12 protein-coding genes are annotated in these 13916 nt (G+C 71.8%); 5 read left to right on the top strand and 7 right to left on the bottom strand.

Annotation, left to right across the window (positions count from 1 at the left end):
• Window positions 1-484 precede the first annotated feature (484 nt).
• The 5 genes from AQJ67_RS13445 to AQJ67_RS13425 all read right to left on the bottom strand — a co-directional run bounded on the left by AQJ67_RS13445 (window position 485) and on the right by AQJ67_RS13425 (window position 7179).
• Window positions 485-3667 carry an efflux RND transporter permease subunit gene (locus AQJ67_RS13445; RefSeq protein WP_062718921.1) on the bottom strand — a complete coding sequence of 1061 codons (3183 nt, stop codon included), beginning with the start codon at window positions 3665-3667 and terminating at the stop codon, window positions 485-487.
• A gap of 167 nt (window positions 3668-3834) precedes the next feature.
• On the bottom strand, window positions 3835-4512 hold the full coding sequence (locus tag AQJ67_RS13440) for a response regulator (RefSeq protein ID WP_062718919.1): 678 nt from the start codon (window positions 4510-4512) through the stop codon (window positions 3835-3837).
• A gap of 86 nt (window positions 4513-4598) precedes the next feature.
• Window positions 4599-5831 (bottom strand): sensor histidine kinase, encoded by a 1233-nt coding sequence (locus AQJ67_RS13435; protein WP_425264149.1) that lies wholly within the window; start codon window positions 5829-5831, stop codon window positions 4599-4601.
• A 233-nt stretch (window positions 5832-6064) separates the two neighbouring features.
• The gene (gene pspAA, locus AQJ67_RS13430) at window positions 6065-6343 is read right to left on the bottom strand and encodes a PspA-associated protein PspAA (protein WP_062719341.1); all 279 of its coding nucleotides are present in this window, start codon (window positions 6341-6343) and stop codon (window positions 6065-6067) included.
• Window positions 6344-6384: 41 nt separating this feature from the next.
• A complete protein-coding gene (locus AQJ67_RS13425) occupies window positions 6385-7179 on the bottom strand; it encodes a PspA/IM30 family protein (RefSeq protein WP_079055941.1) in 795 nt (264 codons plus the stop codon).
• 260 nt (window positions 7180-7439) lie between these two features.
• On the opposite strand from AQJ67_RS13425, the gene AQJ67_RS13420 reads away from it, so the two are divergent.
• The 3 genes from AQJ67_RS13420 (at window position 7440) to AQJ67_RS13410 (ending at window position 10028) form a co-directional block, all read left to right on the top strand.
• Entirely contained in the window at window positions 7440-8078 is a 639-nt protein-coding gene (locus tag AQJ67_RS13420; RefSeq protein ID WP_079055940.1) for a DUF3043 domain-containing protein, read from the top strand.
• Window positions 8079-8161: 83 nt separating this feature from the next.
• Window positions 8162-8863 (top strand): class I SAM-dependent methyltransferase, encoded by a 702-nt coding sequence (locus AQJ67_RS13415; protein ID WP_062718911.1) that lies wholly within the window; start codon window positions 8162-8164, stop codon window positions 8861-8863.
• Window positions 8864-8948: 85 nt separating this feature from the next.
• Window positions 8949-10028 carry a S1C family serine protease gene (locus tag AQJ67_RS13410; protein WP_062718902.1) on the top strand — a complete coding sequence of 360 codons (1080 nt, stop codon included), beginning with the start codon at window positions 8949-8951 and terminating at the stop codon, window positions 10026-10028.
• 37 nt (window positions 10029-10065) lie between these two features.
• Here the strand turns inward: AQJ67_RS13410 and AQJ67_RS13405 are convergent, their stop codons facing one another.
• On the bottom strand, window positions 10066-10275 hold the full coding sequence (locus tag AQJ67_RS13405) for a hypothetical protein (protein WP_062718900.1): 210 nt from the start codon (window positions 10273-10275) through the stop codon (window positions 10066-10068).
• A gap of 112 nt (window positions 10276-10387) precedes the next feature.
• Here AQJ67_RS13405 and AQJ67_RS13400 point away from each other — a divergent pair, with 112 nt between their 5' ends.
• Entirely contained in the window at window positions 10388-11590 is a 1203-nt protein-coding gene (locus AQJ67_RS13400) for a bifunctional adenosylcobinamide kinase/adenosylcobinamide-phosphate guanylyltransferase (protein WP_062718898.1), read from the top strand.
• 119 nt (window positions 11591-11709) lie between these two features.
• Here the strand turns inward: AQJ67_RS13400 and AQJ67_RS13395 are convergent, their stop codons facing one another.
• Entirely contained in the window at window positions 11710-12531 is an 822-nt protein-coding gene (locus AQJ67_RS13395; RefSeq protein ID WP_062718896.1) for a class I SAM-dependent methyltransferase, read from the bottom strand.
• A 227-nt stretch (window positions 12532-12758) separates the two neighbouring features.
• On the opposite strand from AQJ67_RS13395, the gene cobT reads away from it, so the two are divergent.
• Window positions 12759-13901 (top strand): nicotinate-nucleotide--dimethylbenzimidazole phosphoribosyltransferase, encoded by a 1143-nt coding sequence (cobT, locus tag AQJ67_RS13390; RefSeq protein WP_062718894.1) that lies wholly within the window; start codon window positions 12759-12761, stop codon window positions 13899-13901.
• Window positions 13902-13916: the final 15 nt, after the last annotated feature.

Raw genomic sequence — 13916 nt, 5'->3', positions numbered from 1 at the left:
GCCAGACCCGGTCCGGACACCGCACGGTGACCGTCGGCCCGGAGGAGCCAGCCGACGCAGCTCCTGCCTACGCGCCCCTTCGGCAACACGCCGGGACCAGACCGCCGCCCGCCGCCCAGACGCTCAACCAGCCAGACCCGGCCGGACACCGCACGGTGACCGCCAGCCCGGACGAGCCAGCCAGCGCAGCTCCCCACCTGCGCACACCCCTTCGGCACCACCCCGGGACCAGACCGCCGCCCGCCGCCCAGACGCTCAACCAGCCAGACCCGGCCGGACACCGCACGGTGACCGTCGGCCCGGACGAGCCAGCCAGCGCAGCTCCCCACCTGCACTCCCTGGCCTGCCGGCCAGGCGCGGCCGAGACGATGTCAGGCGGATTGCCCGGCCTGCACCGCTCCGAAGAAACGGCTCGGCCCGTCCCAGGGTTCCTGGGACGGGCCGGCCGGTTTCGCTCAGGTCGGGCGATTCGTCAGGCCGGAGGTCAGACGCCGGCCGGTTCCGGCTCGTCCGAGGCCGAGCCGGGACCCGAACCCGGCCCGGAGGCCGAACCCGACGTCGGCTCGTCGGGGACGCCCGCCTTCTTCGCCCTCTTCGCCGCCCGCTTCTTCGCCCGGCGCTCCTTGCGGAGCTCCACCATCGCGTACAGCGTGGGGACGAGGAGCAGGGTCAGCAGGGTCGAGGTGATCAGGCCGCCGATGACGACCACGGCCAGCGGCTGGGCGATGAAACCGCCCTCGCCGGTGACGCCCAGGGCCATGGGCAGCAGCGCGAAGATCGTCGCCAGCGCGGTCATCAGGATGGGCCGCAGACGGTGCCGGCCCCCCTCGATCACCGCCTCCACGACGCCGTAGCCCTGCCGCCTGTACTGGTTGATCAGGTCGATCAACACGATCGCGTTGGTCACCACGATGCCGATCAGCATCAGCATGCCGATCATCGCGGGGACGCCCATCGGGGTGCCGGTCGCCACCAGGAGGCCGATCGCGCCGGTCGCCGCGAACGGGATCGACACGAGCAGGATCAGCGGCTGGACCAGCGAGCGGAAGGTCGCCACCAGCAGCATGAACACGATCGCGATGGCCGCCAGCATCGCCAGGCCCAGGTTGGCGAACGCCTCGTCCTGGTCCTCGGAGACACCGCCGATCGAGGCCGTCGCGCCCGCCGGGAGCGTCAGCTCGTTGATCTTGGCCTGGAGGTCCGTGCTGACCGCGCCGGTGTTGTCACCGGTCGGCTTCGCCGTGATCGTGGCGGCACGCTGGCCGTCGATGCGGGTCATCGAGACCGGCCCGTCCACCAGCTTCACGTCGGCGATGTCGCCCAGCTTCACCGGGCCCAGGGGCAGGTCCCGAAGCTGCTTCAGCGTCTTCGCCGGCTTGGCCGACCTGATGACGACGTCCCGCTCGGTGTCGTCGAGGGTCGCCTGGGCGGCCGTGTTGCCGCGGACCGCCTGGGCGACGGCCATCCCGAGGGTCTGGTCGTTGAAGCCGGCCGCGGCCGCCTTGTCGTTGGCCTTCACCGAGATGCGCGGCACGCTCTGCGCCAGGTCGCTGGTCACGTCCGTGACGTCGTCCAGGCCGGCCACCGCCTCGCGGACCTGCTCGGCCGCCTTGCGCAGCACGTCCCCGTCGGCCGCCTTGACGACGACGCTCAGGTCCTGGGCGCCGAAGCCGTCACCGGCCGCGATGGTGGTCGTACCGACGCCGTCGAGCTTGGCCAGACCCGCCTCGATACGGTCCTGCACGTCCTCGTACGACGCCGAGTCCTCCAGCATCACCTGGTACGACGCCTGGTTGGTGTCCGTGCCGCCGCCGAAGGCCGCCATGAAGCCGGACGAGCCGATCGTGACCTGGTAGTCCTTCACGCCCTTGATGCCGGAGAGCAGCTTCTCGACCTTCGTCGCCTGCTCGTCGGTCGCCGCCAGGCTGGTGCCCGGCTTCAACTCCTGCTTGACGGTGAGGACTTCCTGCTCGCCCTGGTCGAAGAAGTTCGTCTTCAGCAGCGGCGCCATGCCGAACGTGCCGATGAGGACGACGATCGCGAGCAGCACGCTGGTGAGACGGCGCCGGGTCGCGAACCGCAGGACGGGGACGTAGAAGCGCTGGAGCCTGCTCCTCGCCTCCTTCTCCTCGGCCTTGCGGCGTGCCTCGTCGGCGTCCGCCGGGGTGCCCTTCGGGGCGCGCAGGAACCAGTACGACAGCACCGGGACGACCGTCAGCGACACCAGCAGCGACGCCAGCAGGGCCGCCGTCACCGTCAGGCTGAACGAGCCGAACAGCTCGCCCACCATGCCGCCGACCAGGCCGATCGGCAGGAAGACGGCGACCGTGGTGAGGGTGGAGGAGGTGACCGCCCCGGCGACCTCGCGGACCGCCTTGAGGATGGCCTCCTCGCGCTCCTCGCCGTAACCGAGGTGGCGCTTGATGTTCTCCAGGACCACGATCGAGTCGTCGACGACACGGCCGATGGCGATGGTCAGCGCGCCGAGGGTCAGCATGTTCAGGGAGAGGTCCCTGGTCCACAGCACGATCAGGGCCAGGACCACCGACAGCGGGATGGAGACCGCGGTCACCAGCGTCGAGCGGATCGACGCCAGGAAGACCAGGATGATGAGGACCGCGAAGAGCAGACCGAGGGCGCCCTCCGTGGTCAGTCCGTCGATGGACTTCTTGACCGCCGGGCCCTGGTCGCTGACGACCGTGACCGTGGCGCCCGTACCGAGGTCCCCCCGCATCTCCGGCAGCTTGTCCCGCACCGCGTCGGAGATCGCGACCGCGCTGCCGTCGCGGTCCATGGTGACGGCGATGGCGAGGGACGGCTTGCCGTTCGTGCGCGTGATGGAGTCGGCCGGGGCCTGCTCCTGCTCGACGGCGGCGACGTCACCGAGGCGGACCGGCTTCTTCGTGTCGGCGGAGGCGGACGTGCCCTGGCCGGTGACCATGAGGTCCTCGATCTGCTCGATCGAGGTGAAGCCGCCGCCGACCTGGACGGTGCGGTTGTCGCCGCCCTCGTCGAAGGAGCCGGCCGGGACGGTGGCGCCGCCGGCCTGGAGGGCCTGGGACAGGTCCGCCGAGGTCAGGCCGGCCTTCGCCAGCTTCGCGTCGTTCGGGGTCACGGTGACCTGGAGGTCGCGTACGCCGTCGACGGTGACCTGGCCGACGCCGTCGATGTCCTTCAGGTCCGGCACCAGCGTCCGGTCGAGCTGGTCGGCGAGGGCCTGCTGGTCCTGGTCGGAGGTGACGGAGAGGACGACGGTCGGGATGTCGTCCGTGGAACCGGCGATGACCTGCGGGTCGACGTCGTCCGGGAGCTGCACCCGGGCCCGGTTGACGGCCTGCTGGACGTCGGCGACCAGCTGCTGGGTGTCGGGGCCGTAGTCGAAGGACGCCATGATCACGGCGTTGCCCTCGCTCGCCGTGGAGGTGACGCCGGTGATGCCGTCGACGGCTTCGAGGCTGTCCTCGATCGGCTCGACGACCTGCTTCTCGACCACGTCCGGCGCGGCGCCCTGGTACGGCGCGAGCACGGACACCATGGGCAGTTCGATGGAGGGCAGCAGCTGCTGCTTGAGCTGAGGTATCGCAATCGCACCGAAGGCGATGGCGATGATCGACATCAGGCCTATCAGGGCACGTTGGGCGAGGCTGAATCTCGACAGCCAGGACATGGGTCAGGGTCTCTCTTCTGTGAGCGGCAGAAGTGGGCAGGTACGTCTGCGGCGCACAAGTGAGCGCCCGCCCTTACACCCTGAGCCATCGGGGAGCCCGGTTTCGTAGGCCCCAGGTCCATTTCCTTATACGGCGCCTACTCCCGGCGCAGTACGCCGCTTCGAGGTCACTCCACCCTTGGACGTACCAGCCCGGACTCGTACGCGATCACCACGAGCTGGGCCCGGTCGCGGGCGCCCAGCTTGGACATGGCCCGGTTGACGTGCGTCTTCACGGTCAGCGGGCTGACCTCCAGGCGCTCGGCGATCTCGTCGTTGGAGTGCCCGCCGGCGACCAGGACGAGGACCTCGCGCTCCCGGCCGGTGAGGGCGTCGAGCCGTTCGGCGCGGGCCGGGTCGCGGTCGTCGTCGGCGCCCTGGGCGAGGAAACGGGCGATCAGGCCCTTGGTGGCGGCCGGGGAGAGCAGGGCCTCGCCGCCGGCCGCGACGCGGATGGCGCTGAGCAGCTCGTCGGGTTCGGAGCCCTTGCCGAGGAACCCGGAGGCTCCGGCGCGCAACGACTGCACGACGTAGTCGTCGACCTCGAAGGTGGTCAGGATGACGACGCGGACCTGGGCGAGGGCCGGGTCGGCGCTGATCATGCGGGTGGCGGCGAGGCCGTCGGTGCCGGGCATCCGGATGTCCATCAGGACGACGTCCGCCTGCTTCTCCTTGGCCAGCCGCACCGCCTGCGCGCCGTCGGAGGCCTCGGCGACGACCTCCATGTCGGGCTCGGAGTCGACCAGCACCCGGAACGCGCTGCGCAGCAGGGCCTGGTCGTCGGCGAGCAGGACGCGGATGGTCATGCGGGGTCCTCGTCTGTCGGGGGATGTCAGGGGTGTCCCACGTCTTCGGTTGTCATACGTCTTCGGTTGTCATACGTCTTCGGTTGTCATACGGCGTCTTCCGCGGCGCGGGTGCGGCTCTTGACCGGCAGGATCGCATGGACGCGGAAGCCGCCTCCGTAGCGGGGGCCAGTGGTGAGGGTGCCGCGCAGGGCGGTGACGCGCTCGCGCATGCCGAGGAGTCCGTGGCCGCCGCCCTCGACGCTCTCGTCGTCGCCGGCTCCGTCGTCGAGGACGGTGATCTCGACGTTCGGGCCGACCCGGACGACGCTGACCTCGGCCTTCGCCTCCGGGCCCGCGTGCTTCCGCACGTTGGTGAGGGCCTCCTGGATGACCCGGTAGGCGGCCAGGTCGACGGCGGCGGGGAGCGTGGTGCCCTGGTCGGCGCGGGCGATCTCCACCTGGAGGCCCGCACTGCGGAAGGTGCCGGCGAGTTCGTCGAGTCGGTCCAGGCCCGGGGCGGGTTCGGTGGGGGCCTCGGGGTCGCCGGACTGCCGGAGCAGGCCGACGGTCGCGCGGAGTTCGTTGAGCGCCGAGCGGCTGGCCTCGCGTACGTGGGCCAGGGCCTCCTTGGCCTGGTCGGGCCGCTTGTCCATGACGTGGGAGGCGACACCGGCCTGGACGTTGACGAGGGCGATGTGGTGGGCGACGACGTCGTGCAGGTCCCGGGCGATCCGCAGGCGCTCCTCGGCGACGCGGCGGCGGGCCTCCTCCTCACGGGTGCGCTCGGCGCGTTCGGCGCGCTCACGGATGGCGGCGACGAAGGCGCGGCGGCTGCGGACCGCGTCGCCCGCGGTGGCGCCGATGCCGGTCCAGGCGAAGATGGCGAGGTTCTCCTGGGCGTACCAGGGCAGGGGGCCGGCGAGCATCGCGGAGCCGGTCAGGACGGTCATGGTGAGCAGGCCGACGCGCCAGGTGGTGGGGCGGTCGGTGGTCGAGGCGACGGTGTAGAGGGCGATGACCGCGGACATGGCGACGGGGGCGCGGGGGTCGCCGGTGACGGACTCGACGACGGAGGCGGTGCCGGTGAGGGCGAGGACCGTCATGGGGGCACGGCGGCGGAAGACGAGGGCCGCGGCGCCGAGGGTGATGAGCAGGAGGCTGAGCGCGTCAGGGGTGCGCAGGGCCCAGGTGACTTCGTTCTTCCCGTGCGGGTCCACGAAGGAGCCGGCGACCATGCAGGCCAGCACGGCGACCGCGAGCGCGGCGTCCAGTGCCATGGGGTGCGCCTTGAGGTGACGCCGGAGGCGGGTCCCTGCGGGGCTTGGAACGGGGGCCAACTGGAGGTTCCTTGTGGTGTGTGCCCGGCGTTGGGGTGCGCGTCGGCTGGGGGCTGCCGCCCCCAGACCCCCGGTGGTCGTTGTGCGGCTGGCTGCCGGTGGGGGCTTGTCGCGCAGTTCCCCGCGCCCCTTTGGGGGCTGCCGCCCCCAGACCCCCGCTTCGGCCCTGGACGGGCCTCGTCCTCAAACGCCGGACGGGCTGAAAGATTCGGGCCGGCGCCGACAGGTGACGCTCACCCCGGGATCAGGCCGTCGTCGCTCAGCAGCTCCCGGACCTCCTCCAGCGTCGCGTCCGGCGACGGCAGGATCAGTTCCGAGGGTTCCAGGGAGTCGTCGGGCAGGGGGTCGCCCAGTTCCCGGACCTTGGAGAGGAGGGCGGTGAGGGTGCGGCGGAAGCCGGGCCCGTCGCCGTTCTCCATCTCCGTCAGGAGCTCGTCGTCGAGCTTGTTCAGCTCGGGCAGGTGACTGTCGGACAGCTTCACCTGCCCCTCGCCCATGATCCGGACGATCATGTCGCCCATCTCGCCTCCTCGGCGTGGGCCCCGGCCGTCGGCTACTGCTTGTCGAAGCGCGGGGTGTCCTGCGGCTGCTGCTGGGACTGCGACTGGCCGTTGCCGCCCTCGATCGCCTGCTGCGAGGACGTGCCGCCCGCCAGCTCGGCCTTCATGCGCTGCAGTTCCAGCTCTACATCCGTACCACCGGAGAGCCGGTCCAGCTCGGCCTGGATGTCGTCCTTGTGCATGCCGGACTGGTCGTCGAGGGCGCCCGAGGCGAGGAGTTCGTCGATGGCGCCGGCCCGGGCCTGGAGCTGGGCCGTCTTGTCCTCGGCGCGCTGGATCGCCAGGCCGACGTCGCCCATCTCCTCCGAGATGCCGGAGAAGGCCTCGCCGATGCGGGTCTGGGCCTGGGCCGCGGTGTACGTGGCCTTGATCGTCTCCTTCTTGGTGCGGAAGGCGTCGACCTTGGCCTGGAGGCGCTGGGCCGCCAGGGTGAGCTTCTCCTCCTCGCCCTGGAGGGTCGCGTGCTGGGTCTCCAGGTCCGTCACCTGCTGCTGGAGGGCGGCGCGGCGCGAGAGCGCCTCGCGGGCCAGGTCCTCACGGCCCAGCGCGAGCGCCTTGCGGCCCTGGTCCTCCAGCTTGGACGACTGCTGCTGGAGTTGGTTGAGCTGGAGTTCCAGGCGCTTGCGCGAGGTGGCCACGTCGGCGACGCCGCGGCGGACCTTCTGGAGCAGCTCCAGCTGCTTCTGGTACGAGTAATCGAGGGTCTCGCGCGGGTCCTCGGCCCGGTCAAGGGCCTTGTTCGCCTTCGCGCGGAAGATCATCCCCATACGCTTCATGACACCGCTCATGGGCTTCGCGCGCCCCCTTCTGACGTCCAGCTCCAGCTCTGCGACAGAACCCACAGTACGGGCCCTGCATCCATTGACGCACTGTTCGGGGACGGATGCGCTCATCCCCAAGGACGACTGCTGACGCTCCCGCTCCGGCGTAAGGAGTAGGTGACTCCCGGGTGGCTGCCGGGTGACTCCGCGGCCGGAGGAGGAACCGTCTGCAACGTCCCCTCTGTCCCCCTACGACGACTGGTGTTGCCGGATCGTTCCCCACGGGGCTGGGGTCCAACCCCTGCCACCCCGTACCCTTGGGTTTTGTGTTCCGTAGCCGTGCCAAGGAAGAGAAGGCCCAGGACGCCGACAAGGCGCTGGTGACCGACTCCACTCAGACCCGCCACCCCGAGGCCCCCAAGGGCCGCCCCACGCCCAAGCGCAGTGAGGCCCAGACCCAGCGCCGCAGCGTCGCCAACACGCCGACGTCGCGCAAGGAGGCCGCCAAGCGGCAGCGCGACGAGCGCCGGGCCGCGCTGGAGAAGCAGCGCCAGGCGCTGGCCGGGGGCGACGAGCGGTATCTGCCGGCCCGTGACAAGGGCCCGGTCCGCAAGTTCGCGCGTGACTTCATCGACTCGCGCTTCAACATCGCGGAGTTCTTCCTCCCGATGGCCGTGGTCATCCTCGTGCTGAGCATGGTGCAGGTGGCCGCGCTGCAGAACGTCGCGCTGCTGCTGTGGCTGGTCGTGATCGTGCTGATCGTGCTCGACTCGGTGGTCACCGGCTTCCGGCTGAAGAAGCGGCTCGCCGAGCGCTTCCCGGACACCAACCGGCGCGGCGCTGTCGCCTACGCGCTGATGCGCTCCCTGCAGATGCGCCGGCTCAGGCTGCCGAAGCCTCAGGTCAAGCGCGGAGAGCGGCCCTGAGCGCTACTGCTTTTTCCGGGGGTGCGGCCGACGCGTGGCTCAGCAGACTGGGCGGGCTGCGTGATGTCGTACGGCAGGAGCTGGTGGGCCGGCAGCTCGACGAGCAGATAGCCGGGCGGTTCCCGGTCGGGCAGCGGCTGCGGGTGCTCGACGTGGGGATGGGCCAGGGCACGCAGGCGCTGCGGCTGGCCCGGGCCGGGCACCAGGTGACCGGCGTCGAGCAGGACCCGAGGATGATCGCGACGGCCCGTGAGGAGCTCGCCGGTGAGCCGGAGGGCATCCGGGAGCGGGTGCGCATCGTCCAGGGCGACGGGCGCGACACCGGCGTCCACTTCCTGCCGGGCAGCTTCGACGTCGTGCTGTGCCACGGCGTGCTGATGTACATCGAGGAGCCCGACCCGCTGCTCGCCGGGCTGGCCCGGATGCTCGCGCCGGGCGGGCTGCTGTCGCTGCTGGTGCGCAACGGCGACGCGCTGGCCATGCGGCCGGGACTGTCCGGGGACTGGGCGGGGACGCTGGCCGCCTTCGACACGACCGCGTACCGCAACCGGCTGGGCCTCGACGTCCGGGCCGACCGGCTGGCGGACCTGACGGCGACGCTCGCGGGGATCGCGGCGCCGCTGCACGCCTGGTACGGGGTGCGGGTGTTCACCGACACCGCCGCCGACGGGACGGGGATCCCGGCGGACGTGGAGGCGTTGCTGGCGGTCGAGGAGCGGGCCGGGAAGACGGACCCCTATCGCGGTGTCGCGGCCCTGCTGCATCTGTGCGGGGTGCGCGGCTGATCCCGTCCGCTCCCGTTCTCTCCGTTCGATCCCGTTCGGGTGAGCAGGACGCGCCTCGTCCCGGCCCCGCGGTGAGACTCGGGGCATGGATGCTCGCCGTTTCCGTGCCCGGCGCCCGGCCGTCGCGGCCGCCGTCCTCGTCTGCTGTCTCGGCGTGCTCGCCGCGTGTTCCGGTTCCTCGGCGACCCGCGAGAACGAGGACGCGACGCGGCAGGCGGCCGTACCGAAGGCGGTCGGCGCCGTCGACGACCTCCAGGACGGCTATCTGCAGGTGATCGAGGACGTCCTGCCGTCGGTCGTGCAGATCCAGGCCAGGAACGATTTGGGGTCGGGCGTGGTCTACGACGGCCAGGGACACATCGTCACCAACGCGCACGTCGTCGGGGACGAGCGGACGTTCCGGGTGACGACCGCCAACAGCGAGGACGAGCTCACCGCGCGGCTGGTCTCCTCGTACCCGGAGCAGGACCTCGCCGTGATCAAGCTGGACAAGCCGCCGGGCGGGCTGAAGGCGGCGGAGTTCGGGGACTCGTCGAAGGTGGCGGTCGGGCAGATCGTGCTGGCCATGGGCTCGCCGCTCGGGCTGGCTTCCAGCGTGACGCAGGGCATCGTCTCGGCGACCGGACGGACCGTCACCGAGGGCAGCGGCAACGGGGGTACGGGCGCGACCATCGCCAACATGGTGCAGACGTCGGCCGCCATCAACCCCGGCAACAGCGGTGGCGCCCTGGTGAACCTCGACAGCCGGGTCATCGGCATCCCGACCCTGGCCGCCGTCGACCCCGGTCTCGGGGAGGGTGCGGCACCCGGCATCGGGTTCGCGATCCCGGCGTCGACGGTGAAGTCGATCGCCGACCAGATCATCAAGGACGGCCGGGTCACCGACTCGGGCCGGGCGGCGCTCGGCATCACCGGCCGTACGGTCGTGAACGACGACTACCAGGCGGCGGGCGTGGCCGTCGTCGAGGTACTGGCGGGCGGGGCGGCCGACCAGGCCGGTCTGGAGCGCGGGGACATCATCACCCGGCTGGGTGACGAGGACATCACCACCATCACGTCCCTGGCCGAGGCGCTGGCCGCCGACAAGCCGGGTGAGCGGACGACGGTGACGTTCACCCGCAACGGCAGCAAGAAGACAGCGGATGTGACGCTGGGTGAGCAGTGACGGGGCGAGGGCGTACGGCCGCCCTCGCCCCGTCGGCTCATGCCTCGGCGTTCAGGCTCATCGGGCCGTAGATCTCGCTGGCGTCCTCGAACAGCCGCACCTGGTCCGCGCCGCCCTCCTGAAGCGCCTTCCAGTGCTCCCCGATCCATGACTCGGCGTCCCCCTGGGTGGTGAACTCCTCGGGCTGCACCGCGGGCTGGACCTCCGCCCCGTCGGCCTTCTCGAACCGCCACGTCCATGCCGCCATGTACGCCTCCAAGGTGTCAGCACGTGCAGAGCAAGGGCCGGATCAAGGTCCGGCTTCTGCCCAGAGCCTAGTCGGATGCGCGAGACCTGCGCGGACACGCGAAAATCAGTCTGTGGAACTGACTCTCCTCGGCACCGGTGCCCCCGCGGGACTCCCCCGCCCCGACTGTCCGTGCGCGGCGTGCGCGAGCGCGCTCGGCGGTGATGCGCGGGCGGCGACCGCGTTGCTCGTGGACGGGGCGCTGTTGCTGGATCTGACGCCCGGTGCGGCGTTCGCGGCGGCTCGGGCCGGGCGTTCGCTGGGGAACGTACGGCAGGTGCTGCTGTCGCATCCGCATGACGGGCCCGCCGTCGAGGTGCCGGCCGGGGTGCCGCAGCCCGGGCGGGTTCCGGACGGGCGGGAGTTGGCGCTGCTGACGGGGCATCGGGTGCGGGCGGTGGCGATGGACTCGCCGGGCACGGGGTACGCGGTGACCGGGCCGGACGGGCAGCGGCTGCTGTACCTGCCGCCGGGGGGTGCGCCGGCCGGGCTGGAGAACGGAGCCGTCGGGATGTACGACATGGTGGTCGCCGATGTCGTGGGGCGGCCGGACGCGCTGGCCAAACTGCGGGCGGTGGGGGCGCTCGGGCCGACCACGGACGTCGTCGCCGTACACCTGGACCACGACGCTCCGCCGGGTGCCGAGCTGCGGCGGCGGCTGGCGGCGGCGGGGGCGCGGGCGGTGCCGGACGGGACGACGCTGGTGGTGGGGGCGTACGAGGACGTGCCGGACGTGCCGCGCCGGACCCTGGTGCTGGGCGGCGCCCGGTCGGGGAAGTCGGTCGAGGCGGAGCGGCGGCTGGAGGCGTTCCCGGATGTGCTGTACGTGGCGACCGGGGGCACGCGGGGCGGGGACACCGAGTGGGCGGCGCGGGTCGCGGTGCATCGGGAGCGGCGGCCGGGGTCGTGGCGTACGGCTGAGACGTGCGATCTGCTGCCGCTTCTCTCCGAGGGTGGGGCGCCGTTGTTGATCGACTGTCTGTCGTTGTGGCTGACGGATGCGATGGACTCCGTCGGGGCGTGGGATGACGCGGTGTGGGGTGAGGGTGGGGAGAAGGCGCTTCGGGAGCGGGTGCGGGAGCTTACGGAGGCGGTGCGGGCTACTCGGCGGACCGTTGTCGCCGTGTCCAATGAGGTGGGGTCGGGGATTGTGCCTGCTACGGCTTCCGGGCGGCGGTATCGGGATGAGTTGGGGCGGTTGAATGCCGCGTTCGCCTCGGAGTGTGAGCAGGTGGTGTTGGTGGTGGCGGGGCAGGCTGTGGTGCTTCGGGGGTGAGTTCGCCTACCGGGGTGCCGCTAGTTGTCTGTGGGCGGGTGCGGGTTCGTTGTGGCTGGTCGCGCCCACGCGGCGGAGCCGCATATCGATACAGCCCCGCGCCCCTGGCCGCGCTGCAGTCACGGCGTATCAAGGCTCAACTGTTCCTTACGGGCGATGACCCGGTACGCGTTCGAGTAACGGGTGCGGCGCAGCAAGGGGGCCAAGACGTGGTCCAAGGCCCAGGCCACGGCTACCAGGGGGGCGCACGCTCGGGACACGAGTGAGGGCAGTAGGCGCGTCAGGGTCAGGGACGTCGTGGCGGCGATGTCGTAGGGGATGTGGGCGGCTCGGTGGTCCGTGGAGATGATCGTGCAGCCCTGGAGTTCGAGTTCCTCGCAGAGGGTGGTGAGGGGCATCAGGTGGAGGTGGCCCGGGCGGCTGTGCGGGATCCAGAGGGGGCCGAGGAGGAGGGCGAACAGGCCGCGGGGGTTGGGGAGTTCGAGGAGGAGGTGGCCGCCGGGGCGGAGGACCGTGAGGGCGGCGCGGAGTTCGGCGCGGGGGTCGGGGGCGTGTTCCAGGTGGCGGAACATGCTGACGACGTCGTAGCGGGCGCGCAGGCGGGCCGTGATGCGGGGGTCGGTGAGGTGGCCGACGTGGGCTTCCTCGACCCGTTCGGCGACGCGGGCGTCCAGGACGCGGTGGGTGAGGTCCAGGCCGTCGAACGCCGTGTACGGGAAGAGTTCCTTGGCCGCTTCCGGGAAGCGGGCGAAGCCCGTGCCGACGTCGAGCCAGCTCTCCGGCTCGGGGAAGGGGAGTGCGGCGCGGGCGGCGGCTCTCAGGCGGCGGTAGGGCAGCCGGGTGAGGCGTAGGTGCCGGGGGACGAAGCGCTGGTCCCGGCAGGCGGCGAGGGTGAACGCGCAGTCGGCGCGGTGTCGTTCGGAGGGTGCGGTCGCGGTCATGAGCGGCTCCCGGGCGCGAGGGCGTACGGCGGGGGCGTACGCCCGGGGGGTACGGCGGGCGGTGCGAGCATGCCCGGACCATGCCCCGACAATCCACGGCAAAACGGAACGTATGGGATGCCGATTCGGGGTGCAACGACGTCACACGGATGCGGTGGTGACGTGGCGGGCCCCGTGGGGGCCATGTGGCGCCGTTCTGTTCGACCGGTGCCGGTACTGTTCGGCGAATGAGCTCGCTTAATCTCGACGACTTCACTGATCTGATCGAGCGCCCCGACGGAGGGGTACGCCGTGACGCAGAGGCGCGCCGTGAGCGTCAGATCGTGCCGCCGGGGGCGCTGGGGCGCCTCGACGACCTGGGTGAGTGGCTGGCCGCCGCACAGTCCGCCGTTCCGGTGCGGCCGATCGAACAGCCGCGGGTCGTCCTGTTCGCCGGTGACCACGGGGTCGCCGAGCTGGGCGTGTCGGCGCGCGAGGCGGGCAGCGCCGGGGAGTTGGTGCGGGAGATCCTCGACGGCGGCCGGCCCGTGTCGGTGCTCGCGCGGCGGCTCGGGGTTTCGGTGCGGGTCGTGGACATGGCGCTGGACTGCGACCCGGAGTCGCTGCCGGAGGCGGTCGTACGGCATCGGGTGCGGCGCGGCAGCGGTCGTATCGATGTCGAGGACGCGTTGTCCCTGGAGGAGGCGGAGGCCGCCTTCCGGGCCGGTGTCGCGGTGGCCGACGAAGAGGCCGACTCCGGTACGGATCTGGTGGTGCTCGGGGATGCGAGCGTCGGAGGCACCACGGCGGCCGGGGTGCTGGTCGCCGCGCTGTGCGGGACCGACGCGTCGGTGGTGACCGGGCGGGGTGGGCTGGCCATCGACGACCTGGCGTGGATGCGCAAGTGCGCGGCGATCCGGGACGCGTTGCGCCGGGCGCGGCCCGTACTCGGGGATCAGCTCCAGCTGCTCGCGACGGTGGGCGGCGCGGACCTCGCCGCGATCACCGGCTTCCTGCTGCAGAGCGCGGTGCGGAAGGTGCCGGTCGTGCTGGACGGGGTCGTGGTCGCAGCGTGTGCGCTGGTGGGGCAGCGGATCGCCTTCCGGGCGCCGGACTGGTGGCTGGCCGCGCACAACAGCGGGGAGCCTGGCCAGGCGAAGGCCCTGGACCGCATGGCCCTGGAGCCGCTGCTCGACCCGGGCGTGAAGGTCGGCGAGGGCGCCGGGGGCCTGCTGGCCCTGCCGATGGTCCAGGCCGCGGCGGCACTGGCCGCGGAGCTGCCGGAGAAGCCGGAGCCCTCGGAGAAGCCGGACGACGCGGAGACGTCGGTGGGCTCGGAGACGCCGGCGGACGAGAAGCCCACGTCCGAGCCGGAGGGCGATTCGTCCTGATTGTCGGCATATGAT

Source organism: Streptomyces caeruleatus (genome assembly GCF_001514235.1).
Lineage (GTDB): Bacteria > Actinomycetota > Actinomycetes > Streptomycetales > Streptomycetaceae > Streptomyces > Streptomyces caeruleatus.
Note: the sequence above shows the minus strand (reverse complement) of the source record. Positions and strands in the feature narration are given on the sequence as shown.

Coding starts and splice junctions, on each gene's coding strand:
- AQJ67_RS13445 (WP_062718921.1), bottom strand. CDS start 3,667: ATGTCCTGGCTGTCGAGATTCAGCCTCGCCCAACGTGCCCTGATAGGC.
- AQJ67_RS13440 (WP_062718919.1), bottom strand. CDS start 4,512: ATGACCATCCGCGTCCTGCTCGCCGACGACCAGGCCCTGCTGCGCAGC.
- pspAA (WP_062719341.1), bottom strand. CDS start 6,343: ATGATCGTCCGGATCATGGGCGAGGGGCAGGTGAAGCTGTCCGACAGT.
- AQJ67_RS13425 (WP_079055941.1), bottom strand. CDS start 7,179: ATGAGCGGTGTCATGAAGCGTATGGGGATGATCTTCCGCGCGAAGGCG.
- AQJ67_RS13410 (WP_062718902.1), top strand. CDS start 8,949: ATGGATGCTCGCCGTTTCCGTGCCCGGCGCCCGGCCGTCGCGGCCGCC.
- AQJ67_RS13405 (WP_062718900.1), bottom strand. CDS start 10,275: ATGGCGGCATGGACGTGGCGGTTCGAGAAGGCCGACGGGGCGGAGGTC.
- AQJ67_RS13395 (WP_062718896.1), bottom strand. CDS start 12,531: ATGACCGCGACCGCACCCTCCGAACGACACCGCGCCGACTGCGCGTTC.
- cobT (WP_062718894.1), top strand. CDS start 12,759: ATGAGCTCGCTTAATCTCGACGACTTCACTGATCTGATCGAGCGCCCC.